At 63.7% G+C, this 13,673-nt stretch carries 10 protein-coding genes; 1 reads left to right on the forward strand and 9 read right to left on the reverse strand.

Translation table 11 applies throughout. From position 1 onward, the window contains the following. Window positions 1-152: 152 nt before the first annotated feature. The 9 genes from GGR61_RS18370 to GGR61_RS18410 form a co-directional block, all read right to left on the reverse strand. Window positions 153-1,487 carry a TldD/PmbA family protein gene (locus GGR61_RS18370; protein ID WP_184409633.1) on the reverse strand — a complete coding sequence of 445 codons (1,335 nt, stop codon included), beginning with the start codon at window positions 1,485-1,487 and terminating at the stop codon, window positions 153-155. A gap of 14 nt (window positions 1,488-1,501) precedes the next feature. Next, the gene (locus GGR61_RS18375) at window positions 1,502-3,136 is read right to left on the reverse strand and encodes a TldD/PmbA family protein (protein WP_184623163.1); all 1,635 of its coding nucleotides are present in this window, start codon (window positions 3,134-3,136) and stop codon (window positions 1,502-1,504) included. Between the two features lie 755 nt (window positions 3,137-3,891). Continuing rightward, window positions 3,892-5,520 (reverse strand): TldD/PmbA family protein, encoded by a 1,629-nt coding sequence (locus GGR61_RS18380; protein WP_184623165.1) that lies wholly within the window; start codon window positions 5,518-5,520, stop codon window positions 3,892-3,894. 379 nt (window positions 5,521-5,899) lie between these two features. Continuing rightward, window positions 5,900-6,289, reverse strand: coding sequence for a hypothetical protein (locus tag GGR61_RS18385; RefSeq protein WP_184623167.1), 390 nt, complete (start codon window positions 6,287-6,289; stop codon window positions 5,900-5,902). 261 nt (window positions 6,290-6,550) lie between these two features. Continuing rightward, the gene (locus tag GGR61_RS18390) at window positions 6,551-7,009 is read right to left on the reverse strand and encodes a hypothetical protein (protein ID WP_184623214.1); all 459 of its coding nucleotides are present in this window, start codon (window positions 7,007-7,009) and stop codon (window positions 6,551-6,553) included. A gap of 239 nt (window positions 7,010-7,248) precedes the next feature. Next, window positions 7,249-7,773: a hypothetical protein gene (locus GGR61_RS21275; protein ID WP_260288512.1), complete on the reverse strand. Its 525-nt coding sequence runs from the start codon at window positions 7,771-7,773 to the stop codon at window positions 7,249-7,251. A 123-nt stretch (window positions 7,774-7,896) separates the two neighbouring features. Beyond that, window positions 7,897-8,364, reverse strand: coding sequence for a LuxR family transcriptional regulator (locus tag GGR61_RS18400; RefSeq protein ID WP_184409690.1), 468 nt, complete (start codon window positions 8,362-8,364; stop codon window positions 7,897-7,899). A gap of 310 nt (window positions 8,365-8,674) precedes the next feature. Next, window positions 8,675-9,691, reverse strand: coding sequence for a class 1 fructose-bisphosphatase (locus GGR61_RS18405; protein ID WP_184623169.1), 1,017 nt, complete (start codon window positions 9,689-9,691; stop codon window positions 8,675-8,677). Between the two features lie 389 nt (window positions 9,692-10,080). After that, on the reverse strand, window positions 10,081-11,283 hold the full coding sequence (locus tag GGR61_RS18410; RefSeq protein WP_184409685.1) for an amino acid aminotransferase: 1,203 nt from the start codon (window positions 11,281-11,283) through the stop codon (window positions 10,081-10,083). Window positions 11,284-11,439: 156 nt separating this feature from the next. Between GGR61_RS18410 and GGR61_RS18415 the strand changes: the two genes are divergently transcribed. Continuing rightward, entirely contained in the window at window positions 11,440-13,596 is a 2,157-nt protein-coding gene (locus GGR61_RS18415) for a TonB-dependent receptor (protein WP_184623171.1), read from the forward strand. Window positions 13,597-13,673 lie beyond the last annotated feature (77 nt).

Raw genomic sequence — 13,673 nt, forward strand, 5'->3', positions numbered from 1 at the left:
CCCGTGAACGGGAGAAGGGAGCAGAGCCAGTGTTGCACGTATCGATACGGGAGAAGGGAGCAGAGCCAGCTGCGCTGCGCCCGTCGATGCATCTCCCTTCTCCCGCTTGCGGGAGAAGGTGCCCCGCAGGGGCGGATGAGGGCCGCTACGCCTCACACCGCATCCGACAACGAGGTAAACGTGAAATCGCGCAAACGCATCGGCGGAATCATCATCACGAAATTGGATTCGTCGCCGGCCACGCGCACCGGCTTGCCGAGTTCGTCGATGTTGTTGAGCATGATCACCGGCGATTCGTTGAAGCGGAAATTCTTCACCGGGTACTTGATCTGCCCGTTCTCGATGTAGAACGTGCCGTCGCGGGTCAGCCCGGTGAGCAGCACGGTCTGCGGATCGACCATGCGGATATACCAGGTGCGCGTGACCAGGATGCCCTTCTCGGTGCCGCGCACCAGCTCGGCGATGTTCTTGTCGCCGCCGGCCATCAACAGATTGCCCGGCTCGCCGACCGCGCGCTTGCCGTTCTTCTGCGCCCAGAACCGCGAATACTGCAGGTTGGCGATCTTGCCGTTTTCCACGATCGACATCTTCTCGCGCGGCAGGCCTTCCTCATCCCACGGCAGCACCGCCGCACGCGCATCCCATGGGTCGGCGGTGATATTCACGCGCGGGTCGTAGACCTGTTCGCCCAGCTTGTTGCCGCCGCCCTTCTTGGACAGGAAGCTGCGGCCTTCGTCGGCACGGCGCGCGTCGAAGAAATTCATCATGAAGGAAATCAGCCCGGCAGCCGCAGCCGGCTCCAGGATCACCGTGTACTTGCCCGGCTCCAGCGCCTTGGCCTCGGCCGAATCGCTGGCCTTGCGCATCGCGATGCGGATGTCCTGCTCGGCCTTGAAGTCGGCGGCATCCTTCAGATTACGACCGACCCAACCCGAACCGCGACCGTCTTCGGTGCGCACGGTGCAGGTGTAGTCGAAACGCGCGCCACGCTGATAGCCGAAGTTGCCCTTGCTGTTGGCGAAGGCGGTGAAGCTCTGGCCATCCTCCAGAAAACCGGCGGCGATCAGGCCCTTGCCCTTGCACGGGGCGATCGAATCGGCAGCGACCTGCGCGCGAAACGCCGGATCGATGGCGGCGGTGGATTCGCTGAAGGTCGGGCTGGCCCGATAGGTCTGCTTGCCCACCGCCGGCATGAACTCGGGATTTTCCGGCGCCAGGCGGGCCAGGTCTTCGGCACGCCGCACCACGCGCTCCAGCGAGGCATCGTCGAACTCGTTGATGGTGGCCACGCCCACACGCTTGCCGAACGCCACCTGCACCTGCAGATCGGTGTTGTCGACGATGCCGCTGGTGGACACGTTGTTGAGTGCGAAACGAATGTTGCCGTCGATCGAGCCGGTGAGTTGTGCGGTGCACTCGTCGGCCTTGGACAACTTGATGACCTTGTCCAGGATGGCCTTGGCCTGCGCTTCGGTAAGGATGCTCATGTGGGTATCTCCTGTTAGCCGAGCGAGCGGGCAGTGCTGATGACGTTGATGCCATCGAAGCGAGCGGTGGACGAACCATGCGAGACCGCCGAGACCTGGCTCGGTTGGCCCTTGCCGTCGAAGAACGAGCCGCCCAGGCGGTAGTCGCGTTGATCGGCGACCGCAGTGCAGGCGTTCCAGAATTCCGGCGTACGGATCTGATAGGCCACGTCTTCGAGCATGCGGGTGATCGCACCGTTCTTGATTTCGTAGAACAGCTGGCCACCGAACTGCGCGTTGTAGCGCTGCTGGTCGATGGAGAACGAGCCGTCGCCGATGATGTAGATGCCGTTTTCCACGTTCTTGATCAAATCGCTCACGCTCAGCGGTGTCTTGCCGGCCGCCAGCGACACGTTGGCCATGCGCTGGAACTGCACGCTCGACCACGAGTCGGCATAGCAGCAGCCATCGGAAGCGGTCTTGCCGAGGATATGCGCCTGATCGCGGATCGCTTGATAGTCCACCAGCTTGCCGTCGCGGATCAGATCCCACTGCTTGGTCTTGACGCCTTCATCGTCGTAGCCGACTGCGCCCAGGCTGCCGGCCTGGGTCTTGTCGGCCAGGATGTGCACCTTGTCGCTGCCGTACTGGAAGCCGGTCTTGAGCTTGTCCAGCGTGGCGAAACTGGTGCCGGCGTAGTTGGCCTCGTAACCGAGCACGCGATCCAGTTCCAGCGGGTGGCCGATGGATTCGTGGATGGTCAGCCAGGTGTGCGAGGGGTCCAGCACCAGGTCGTACTTGCCCGGCTTCACCGAGGGCGCCTTGAGCTTTTCCTGAGCCTGTTTGGCCGCCGCGATCGCGTCTTCCTTCATGTCGTAGGACAGACCGTAATTGACCACGCCGTTGGGCGAGACGAACTTGCCCGAAGCAGCGCCATCCAGATACTCGTAGCCCAGGCCCATCGGCGCGGACAACCCGTCGCGGGTGCGGAACTTGCCGCTGGCGGTGTCGATGGCGGTGACGCTCATCGGTGCCCAGATGCGATGCACGTCCTGATCGATATACGAGCCGTCGGTGCTGGCGAAGTACTTCTGCTCGTTGACCACGAACAGCATCGAGTTGACGAAGTTGGCGCCGGCGGCGGTGGCGGCAGCGTTCACGCCGAGCAGCAGGTCCACCTTGTCCTTGATCGGCACTTCCATCGCGTTCTTCTTGATCGGCGTCTTCCAGCTCACCTCGCCCACGCCCGGCGTCGGCGCCAGCTGCACCGGCGTGCCCTGCACCTTGGCGTTGGCCTTGGCGATCGCCGCCGCCTGCGCGGCCGCCTTGGCCACGCCTTGCTCGGTGAGCTCGTTGGTGGCGGCAAAGCCCCAGGCGCCACCGACGATCACGCGGACGCCCGCACCGATGGATTCGGTGTTGACCACGTTCTGCACCTTGTCCTCGCGGGTGATGACGAACTGGCGCAGATAGCGGCCGATGCGCACATCGCAATAGCTCGCACCGGCCTGCCGCGCGGCGTTGAGGCCGGCATCGGCCAGGCGCTTGTTGCGGCCCACATCGAACGGCGTCAACAACTGCTCGGCGGCGATGGCCTTGCCGAAGTAGGCGGGCACGATCAACCCACCCATGGTCAGCCCGGTCAGGGCCAGGAAATCACGTCGCTGCACGGCAACCCCCCAATAGTCCTACGCGGCGCGCAGGTGATGTGGTGACGCGCCGATCGGTCTCTGCGCGCTATCTCCGATTCTTGCCGGGCGATGAATGCCGCGTCAAATGACTTTCGGCATGGGTGCAGCGGCAATCGCTGTGCTCGCATGAGTCGAGCGGCGCACGCAGCCTGCATGCAACTGCGGCGAGCGGGGCTGGTGGCGTTTGCTTGCTGCGCCATCGCGCCGACACGCGATGTGATCGATGAAAGGCATGCATTATCTTATCGGCGGTCGTGCAATGCGCGACGCGCACGCCATCGTGCGCAGTGCCTGCTTCATATGGCTCGGAGAGGCCAAAGATGAAGCGATCATCTGCGGTTTGGCTGCACGGCCCTTGCCCGCCCACCATCGCAGGACACGCCGCAAGTACCTCCCTTAGGCTCTTATGCGGCATCCATGCCGCGTAAGGTCACGCGACGGTGAGCAGGCAAGGACCAGTCGAGATGGTCGGTGCGCATTGAATAGCGCTGCGTAGGATCATCTTCGCAACGCAAGGCGATTAACCTTCAGGCTTTAAAAAAGCTACCGACAAACTTTCTGGTGCGGTGTCCTCGCCGCTTGCGGGACCGTGTGGCGGCATGGATGCCGCCACCGAGCCTCCACGGACGGATTCACGGCGTGTCCCGCGAGCGGCGAGGGCACCGCGCGCTCGACGAATCAAGCTTTTGATCGCATCTAACAACGCCAAGAATCGATATCATTATTAGCCGCGCTTAGCCCAATGAGCGCGCGGTATTGATTACGTTGATGCCATCGAAGCGCGCAGTCGATGACCCATGCGACACGGCTGAGACCTGGCTGGGTTGGCCCTTGCCATCGAAGAACGAACCGCCCAGGCGGAAGTCGCGTTGGTCGCAGACCGCGCTGCAGGCGTTCCAGAATTCCGGCGTGCGGATCTGGTAGGCACCGTCTTCCACCAACCGCGTGACCTGGCCGTTCTCGATTTCGTAGAACAACTGCCCGCCGAACTGCGCGTTGTAGCGCTGCTGATCGATCGAGTACGAACCGCGCCCGTGGATATAGAACCCGCGCTCGACGTTCTTGATCATCTCGGTAACGCCCAGTGGCTTCTTGCCTGCAGCCAACGAGACGTTTGGCATGCGCTGAAACTGCACGCTGGACCAGGAGTCTGCATAGCTGCAGCCATCGGAGGCGGTCTTGCCGAGCAGATGCGCCTGATCGCGCGTGCATTGGTAATCGACCAGAATGCCGTCCTTCACCAGCTCCCATTGCTTGCTCTTGACACCCTCATCGTCATACCCCACCGCGCCCAGGCTGCCCGGTTGGGTGCGGTCGGCGACGAAGGTCACCGCATCGCTGCCCCAGCGGAAACCGGCATCGCGCTTGTCCAGCGTGGCGAAGCTGGTGCCGGCGTAATTGGCCTCGTAGCCGAGCACGCGATCGAGTTCGAGCGGGTGACCCACCGACTCATGGATGGTGAGAAACAGATTGCTCGGGTCGATCACCAGATCGTATTTGCCGGCCTTCACCGAGGGTGCGGTGAGCTTGGCGCGCGCCTGCTTTGCGGCGGCGATGGCGTCTTCGCGCGCATCGTAGCTTTTTCCATAACCGACAAGCCCGCCAGGCAGTGCGTGCTTCTCGCGCGCATCGCCATCCAGATACTCATACCCCATACCCATTGGCGAAGACAGCCCGTCGCGGGTGCGGAACTTACCGCTGGCCTTGTCCACCGCGGTCACGGTAAAGGGCAGCCACAGCCGGTGCACGTCCTGATCGATATAAGAGCCATCGCTGCTGGCGAAATATTTCTGCTCGTTGATCGCAAACATGCGTGAAGCCACGAAGGTGGCGCCGGCGTTGAGCGCGGCCGCGTTGACGTCCATCAGCAGTGCCACCTTGTCCTGCAGCGGCACTTCCATTGCATTTTTCTTGATTGGCGTGCGCCAGCGGACCTGCCCGGCCGGCGTCGCCGGTGCCAGCTGTACCGGCGTGCCGCCCAGCCGTGCATTGGCCTTGGCGATCGCCACCGCCTGCCGCGTGGCGGTGGCCACACCGTCGCTGGTCAGCGTATTGGTCGCTGCAAAGCCCCACGCACCATCGGCCAGCACGCGCACGCCCACGCCACTGGATTCGGCGTTGACCACGTTTTCCACCTGCGCCTCGCGGGTGATCACGAACTGGCGCAGATACCGGCCCACACGCACATCGCAATAGCTCGCACCCGCCGCCTTGGCGGTGGTCAGCGCAGTATCGGACAAGCGCCGGTTGCGCGCCGTATCGTTGGGCGTGAGCAACTGTTCGGCGGCGATCAGGCGCGTGTGCGGCAGCAGCAAGCCGGCGGCCCCGATGCCTGACAGGGTGAGGAAGGTACGACGGTCCACAGCGGTTCTCCATTGACGGCGCGCGACATGACCCCCGCCGCGCCAGCCCCCGAGACTGGCCGGTGTGGGCGTTGGCGGTCAAGTGGGCAGTGCAGTGTCTGGTTCCAGGCGACGACCCGGTGGCGTACCCGAGAAGGGCCACCAGCGTCCTGTGCGAGGCGAGCGCGGCTGATGACGCACAGCATCTCGCTCAGCACGCGGCTATCGTCCAGAGCAGCGTTAGCGCGTGTGGCTATCGTTGGGCGTGGTTGCCGATGCTGGTGCGCACCTGTTATGCCCACGAATGCGCAACTACCGCAGCATGACTAACGTCGCCAGACGATGCGTGGTTCGCAGCGATAGCAGCGCCTTCGTGCCCGCGCCGTGCGCCATCGCGTGGCTAACCTACACATGTGCGCCGCAATCGCCGGTCGAGCAGATAGCCCAACACGCCGCCGACGGTAATGGGCAGCAGTGCATAGAGCGGGATGAAGATCAGCGCCAGCGCCGACTGCGCGTCGGCACGCAGATCCAGCGTGGCGTGCGCCCAGGCCAGCGTGCCGAAGCCGAGCAGGCAGGGCACCAGCAGCGCGATTGCGCGCCGGTAGGCAAAACTGATCGCCAGTAGCGCGCCCCAGGCGATCGCGTTGAATCCCCCCAGCAATAACCACCCGCCGAGGCCGGTGTCGGTGTATTGCCGTAACCAGTCCAGGCCATACGGCAGCTGCGTCGCGTACGGCAATACCACGCCAACCAGAACCAACAAGCAACGGGCAGTGCGCATGCGCATCGGTACAGCTCGGTTGACACCGCGGGGAGTGCGGGCGCGTCAATGCTTGTCGATCTATGGCGCATGCGTCAACGCCACTTGGCATGCAACATGGGGACGTTGCGCATGCGCCATAGATCGACATCTTGCTGGTAAAGCGCGTGCCGTGCTGATGAGCATGGCGGCACTCTGCGCCGCGCGAACATCCTGCAGTCCAGCATGTCTTGCGTTTGCTGGTGCACAGCAAGGAACACCACAGCCATACGCTGTAGCTGCGCGTTTTTACAGCAATTTCCTGGTGTACTGATACAGCCCGCCGGCGAATGCCGCCCAGAGGATGGTGGATCCAAAAAATAACGGCGCCCACGAGGAATGGGTTAGCTCCTGGGAAGTGCCAAGCAGATAAAGACAACAGTCGATGATCGCTGCGCTGATTGCCCCAGCCAGGGCCGCGTAGCGAGGACGCGCGTACTTCAGTCTGGGAGTCAAGTGCAATACGGGCACGCCAAGAGCCAGAAATGCAGGCAAACCCAGGACGAACGAAGTAGCAAAAAAAATAACAGTAATGCTGCCTTCCATATCAGAATTGCCGATAAAAAGTAGCCCGATGAATAAGCTGGTTCCGCTGAAAACTGATGCGGCAAGGCAGGCGTAGATCGAGACAGCGAGAATCTTCAAGCCCACCTTCGCCCCCTGTGTAATGGCTGGCAATAGCGCCTTGCGCTGAAGCGGCTCCGTCATGCCGGCCGCGTCGCAATAAAGGTCATACTCGAAATCAGCACACAAGCTCTCCAATGATGATTCTGTCGCCGTCATCACGCCTGTCATGCACATCCTGCCTGGTGCACAACAGCTCACCCGCATGGGCGAGATGGATATCCACACGTATGTAGACAACTCTTTACATGGTGCCCTCGTCAATCAACTTGACTGAGGTCGTGGCACAGTTACGATCAGAATGTTTATGGCCTGGTTCGGTATCACTCTGCCAGGCTGGAAATTTCGATCAAATCCTCTTTCCTGAAATATTCCTGGCCGGGTTGAACGAGCACCAGTTGCGGCCAGGTAAATGCCGTTGTCTTGCTGACGAACACGGGCGGTTTTCCTTTCGGGCTGTATTCAATCACGAAACCTGCCAGTTCCAGTCCCAGCGATGGCATGATGACACTGTTGTGATGCCAAAAGACTGCACCTGCCGCTCGCCCGAGCGTCGAATAAACAAGCTTCGGATCGTCATCGAAGACAGAAACGTCCTGGAACCGGATGTCGATCGTGTCGGACCGTCCAATCGAGAGATAGGTCAATCGTCCGCGTTGAAACGAACACAACGGCGCGTCGCGATGACGGAACTGGTTGGTTGCCACGCTGCCGTCAGGCAGCGTTTCTTCGGTTGTTTCCTCAACTGGCCCCATCACACTTTCGAACTGGGCAACTTGCGCTTGCGTCATGCCGAATTCAAGCGGCCCCAGGCTCCTGTTCGGCGTGATATTCCAGATGTCCCTCACGAGGATCTCCTAAGCCTTCTTCACTGTGTCGAGCGGACAACGCAGCGTGAGAGGCCCGCCGTCGAACTGCGACGTCTCCCCAGAAATCGAGTCGCGCCATGATGCGGCGCGACTCGATGTCGCTTACTTGGTCTGACTTTGCGCGCGTTTGAAATACGCCGTGCGCATCATCGGGTTGCCGTCCTTGAAGTAGGCTTCAATCTCGGTCATGACCTTGCCATTGGCGCTGACCGTATAGGTGCGTGTGGATGCCGGGACGCCTTGATACATCAACTGCATGACCAGCACGCCTGGCTCGGGCATTTTGACTGCGGCACGATCGACCAGGTAAGTGCCGGATGCCTTACCCGGCGTGCCGTCCAGCAATAGCGTGGATTGTGCCTCCAGCTTGTTGTTGTCGTGTTCGATGATCTCGGCGCTGGTTGCCCATTTGTTGCCTGGAACCTGTTTGAACTCCAGGACGACACGCTTGGGGCGTACCGCCGCTGGCATCGGGAGACTGCTGGTATCCAGCAGCCAGGTTCCGACCAGTGGCGATGTTGCGGTTGATGCGGAGAATGCGGGTGTGGCCTGCAACATGACGGCAGCCACCAATGCAACACATGCGGTCTTCATGTGAACTCCCTGATCGATACGTGGTCCCTGCGGGCAATCATGCGACTGCTTGCAAGGCACTGTGAGTAGATCAACGTCCCGTAGACCGTCCCACTCCGGCCCGAGCGCGGTATACACCGCTGCGCGGCGCTGAGTCAACTCACGACAGCATGTGGCTGTTGGCGGAGTCCTCGCCGATCGCCACGCCATCGTGTGCTGCGCAATCAGCCGTTGTCACACAGCAGGACACCCGCACTGGGCGGGTGTCTTGCGTGCATCAGCGCTGCGTGTTGCTGGCGCGGGAACTTCAGCCCTGTGCCTTGTCGAATTCCAGGTGATACCGCGTGGCCTCTGCCACTTCGTTCTTCGAGCCCAGGAACACCGGCACACGCTGATGCAGTTGCGTGGGTTGAATATCCAGGATGCGCTCGCGCCCCGTGGTCGCCGCACCGCCGGCCTGTTCCACCAGCATGCTCATCGGGTTGGCTTCGTACATCAGGCGCAGCTTGCCCGGCTTGGATGCGTCCTTCTTGTCCCAGGGGTAGATGAAGATGCCGCCGCGGGTCAGGATGCGGTGCACGTCGGCGACCATGCTGGCGATCCAGCGCATGTTGAAGTCCTTGCCGCGCGCGCCGTCCTTGCCGGCCAGCAGATCGCTGAGGTAAGACTGCATGGCCGGTTCCCAGTGGCGTTGGTTGGACATGTTGATGGCGTATTCGGCAGTGTCGTCGGGCACGCGCATATTGGCCTGGGTCAGCAGGAAGCTGCCTTCCTCGCGCTCCAGGGTGAAGGCGTGGGTGCCGTGACCGAGCGTGAGCACCAGCATCGTGCTGGGGCCGTAGATGCAGTAGCCGGCGGCGACCTGTTGGGTGCCTGGCTGCAGGAAGTGTTCGTCGCCGGGCTTTTCGGTGCCCTTGGGCGCGCGCAGTACCGAGAAGATGGTGCCGACCGAGACGTTGACGTCGATGTTGGAGCTGCCATCGAGCGGGTCGAACAGCAGCAGGAAGTCACCGCTGGGGTATTGGTCGGGCACTGGCTGGCTGTGGTCCATTTCTTCGGACGCGCACGCAGCCAGGTGGCCGCCCCAGGCGTTGGCTTCGAGCAGGATGTCGTTGCTGAGCACATCGAGCTTCTTCTGCGCCTCGCCCTGCACGTTGCCGGTGCCGGCATCGCCGAGCACGCCGCCCAGCGCGCCCTTGCTCACGGCGATGGAAATGCGCTTGCAGGCGCGCGAGACGATGGTGATCAGCTGGCGCAATTCCGGGTCGATACGGCCGGCGTGTTGCTCTTCGATCAGGAAGCGGGTCAGCGAGGGACGCGACATGGGAGCGGGCAGCCTGTGTAGGAAGTGGGCCGCCATTGTCGCCATTGCGCCGTTAGATTTCGATCACTTGCTGCGCGTTTTGCAGCGTGATTGATCGAACATGCGCGAATTGGGGGGCTGCGATGGTTGCGCTGCGCTTGCCCCCATCCGCCCTTCGGGCACCTTCCCCCGCAGGCGGGGGAAGGGAGCGATGCCGGTGCGTGGGTAGTGGTGGGTTGGCGATGGTTGGGCTGCGCTTGCCCCATCCGCCCTTCGGGCACCTTCCCCGCCGGCGGGGGAAGGACGCGGCGACGGCTGGGGACAGAGCGGCGTCTGCGGGCACAAAAAAACCGGGAGGCTGGCGCGCTCCCGGTTTGCTGGCATTGGCCGGTGTGGCCGATCGCGGTCACTTACATCCGGCTGACGGTCGCCACGGCCTGTGCCACGTAGTCCAGGTTGCGCTGACTCAACGCGGCCACGCAGATACGGCCAGTGCCGACGGCGTAGATCGCGAACTCGTCGCGCAGGCGGTCCACCTGGGTCCGGGTCAGGCCCGAATACGAGAACATGCCGGCCTGGCGCTGGATGAAGTCGAATTCCGGCGAGCCCAGCGTGGCGAGTTTGGCGACCAGGCCCGCGCGCAGGGCGTGGATACGCTCGCGCATTTCGGTGAGCTCCTGCTCCCACAGGTCGCGCAACTCCGGGCTGGTCAGCACGCCAGCCACCAAGGCGGCGCCGTGCGTGGACGGGCTGGAGTAGATCGTGCGGATGATGCGCTTGACCTGTGACTGCACGGCCTTGGCTTCGGCTGCGGTGGCCGAGACCACCGACAACGCGCCCACGCGCTCGCCATACAGCGAGAACGACTTGGAGTACGAGCTGGCCACCACGTAGCTGTCGATGCCTTCGGCAGCCAGCAGGCGCACCGCGTAGGCATCGGCCTCGATGCCCTTGTCGAAACCCTGGTAGGCGATGTCGACGAACGGGAACAGGTTGCGCTCTTTCAGCAGGCCGGCGACCTGCTTCCACTGGTCCTTGGTCAGGTCGGCGCCGGTCGGGTTGTGGCAGCAGGCGTGCAGCAGCACCACCGTGCCCGGTTCGAGCTTGGCCAGGTCGGCGAGCATGCCGTCGAAGTTCAGGCCATGGCTGGCGGCGTCGAAATAGGTGTAATCCACCACCTCGAAGCCGGCCGCGCCGAACACCGCGCGATGGTTTTCCCAGCTGGGGTTGCTGATGGCGATGGTGGAGGTGGGCAGCAGCTTCTTGAGCAGGTCTGCGCCGACGCGCAGCGCACCGCTGCCGCCGACGGTCTGCGAAGTCGCCACGCGCCCGGAGGCCACCAGCGCCGATTCGGCACCGAACAGCAGCTCCTGGGTGGCCTTGTCGTAGGCAGCCAGGCCGTCGATGGGCAGATAGCCGCGCGGTTTGGCCTCCAGCGCGAGCTGCTGCTCGATCTTGTGCACGGCACGCAACAGCGGGATGCGCCCGTTTTCGTCGTAATAGATGCCCACGCCCAGATTGACCTTGTTGGGGCGGCTATCGGCGTTGTAGGCCTCGGTCAGGCCCAGGATGGGGTCGCCTGGAACCTGTTCTACGTTTGCAAAGAAGGACACGGCATGACTCGCTGAAGGACGAAAGAGTGGGGTACTTCCGGATCGTTGGCCACTGCTGGGCCAAACCACTTCATCGTAGCAGGGCGTGGCGGGCGTAGCATGCTTCGTTCCGTACGCAACGATGCGGCCACAGTACGGATGAGTGACACTACGCCCATGCCCAGACTCACCTTGTTGGCCGCTGCGTGCGGCCTGTTCGCCGGTGGCTTCGCGCCGCTCGCCCTGGCCGCCGATCCGGCCCCGCCTTCCGCCCCGTCGATCCGGGCCCTGCCTGCGGTCCAGGTGGACGCCGCACGCGTGCACGGGGTGGACGACTTCGACCTGCCGGCCTCGTTCACCGTGATATCGGCCGACGACGACAACCGACGCGGCGCGCAGGTGTCCGAGCTGCTGGACGGTATCCCCGGGCTGGTGGCGCGCGACCGGCAGAACTATGCGCAGGACACCCAGCTGTCGATCCGCGGCTTCGGCGCTCGCTCCACCTTCGGCGTGCGCGGCGTGCGCCTGCTGGTGGACGGCATCCCGGCCAGCATGCCCGACGGGCAGGGCCAGCTCTCGCACTTCAACGTACTGGGTGCCGAGCGGGTGGAAGTGCTGCGCGGGCCGTTCTCGGCGCTGTACGGCAATTCCTCCGGCGGCGTGCTGCAACTGTGGAGTGCCGACGGCAAGCCCGACGACCCGTGGCGGCTGCGTGCCACCTACGGCAGCAACGCCACCGTCAATGTCGGCGCGCAGTTGCTCGGCCAGCAGGGCGCGGTGCACTACAACCTGGCCGCCAATCATTTCGAAACCGACGGCTTCCGCGACCATAGCCGCGCCAAGCGCGATTCGGTCAACGCCAAGCTGGGTTTCGATCTGGCCGAAGGCCGCCGGCTGGATCTGGTGCTCAATTATCTCGATGCGCCCGATGCACAGGACCCGCTGGGCCTGACCCGCACGCAATTCAATGCCGACCCGCGCCAGGCCACCTCGGTGGCCACCCAGTTCAACACCCGCAAATCGGTGCGCCAATCGCAGGCCGGGGCGATCTTCACCCAGCAATTGGACAGCCAGACGCTGCGGCTGATGGCCTATGGCGGGCAGCGCAGCGTGGAGCAGTTCCTGGCGATTCCGGTAGCGGTGCAGCGCAACCCGCGGAATCCGGACAGCGCGCTGCATTCGGGCGGGGTGATCGATCTGGACAGCAATTACGAAGGCGCCGACGCGCGCTGGGCGTGGCAGGGGCAGGCGCTGGGCCGGCCGCTGCAGCTCACCGTGGGCGCAAATGTCGATCGCCAACGGCAGCACCGCACCGGCTACGAGAATTTCGTCGGCGACACGCTGGGCGTGCAGGGCGCGCTACGCCGCAATCAGCGCGACCAGGTCGAGAACGTGGACCAGTTTGCGCAGGCGTGGTGGCAGTGGAGCGACCGCTGGTCGGCCTTGCTGGGCGTGCGGCATAGCCAGGTGCGTTTCCGCTCGGATGACAACTACATCGTCGGCCGCAACCCGGACGACAGCGGGCGGCGCGAGTATTCGGCCACCACGCCGGTCGCCGGCATCGTGTTCCGCGCCAACGAGGATCTGCGTTTTTACGCGTCGGCCGGACGCGGCTTCGAAACGCCCACCTTCAACGAGCTGGGGTATCGCAACGATGGTGGTGCCGGCCTGGCGCTGGACCTGGGCTCGGCCACGAGCCGCAATTACGAGGTCGGCAGCAAATGGCGCGCGCAAAGCGGCGCAGCGGTGGAGATCGCGTTGTTTCGCGCCGATACCGACGACGAACTGGCGGTGGCCAGCAACACCAATGGCCGCAGCACCTTCCGCAACATCGGCGCCACCCGGCGCCAGGGCGCAGAGCTCAGCTGGAATCAACCGGTGGGCGCCACCCAGCAACTGCAGATGGCCTACACCTTCGTCGATGCCACTGTGCGCGATGGCTACCTCACCTGCGCCAGCAGTGGCTGTGCCACGCCGACCGCGCCAGTGTCCAGCGGCGCGCGCCTGCCGGGCGTGCCGCGTCAGCAGCTGTTCGCACGCTGGCAGTGGCAGCCGATGCAATGGCAGTTCGCCGCCGAAACGGTGGCCTCCGACGCCACCGTGGTCAACGACCTGGCCACCGAGCGCGCGCCCGGCTATGCGCTGGTCAATCTGGAAGCCTCCCGGCGCTGGACGACCACGCTGGGCCGGCTGCGCACCTTCGCCCGCATCGACAACGTGCTGGACCGGCAGTATGTCGGCTCGGTGATCGTCAACGACGGCAACGGACGCTATTACGAACCGGGTCCGGACCGCACCTATACGCTGGGGTTGCAGTGGGATTTCGATGGTTGAGACGGCGCCCGCGTGTCAGCGTAGAGCGTCAACTCGCCCGACATCTCGTCTGGATTGCGATGTACCTGCTCCATCCA

Origin of the sequence: Xanthomonas sp. 3058 (assembly GCF_014199765.1) — a bacterium.
Taxonomy (GTDB): domain Bacteria; phylum Pseudomonadota; class Gammaproteobacteria; order Xanthomonadales; family Xanthomonadaceae; genus Xanthomonas; species Xanthomonas campestris_B.

Coding starts and splice junctions, on each gene's coding strand:
- GGR61_RS18370 (WP_184409633.1), bottom strand. CDS start 1,487: ATGAGCATCCTTACCGAAGCGCAGGCCAAGGCCATCCTGGACAAGGTC.
- GGR61_RS18385 (WP_184623167.1), bottom strand. CDS start 6,289: ATGCGCATGCGCACTGCCCGTTGCTTGTTGGTTCTGGTTGGCGTGGTA.
- GGR61_RS18390 (WP_184623214.1), bottom strand. CDS start 7,009: ATGACGGAGCCGCTTCAGCGCAAGGCGCTATTGCCAGCCATTACACAG.
- GGR61_RS18405 (WP_184623169.1), bottom strand. CDS start 9,691: ATGTCGCGTCCCTCGCTGACCCGCTTCCTGATCGAAGAGCAACACGCC.
- GGR61_RS18415 (WP_184623171.1), top strand. CDS start 11,440: ATGCCCAGACTCACCTTGTTGGCCGCTGCGTGCGGCCTGTTCGCCGGT.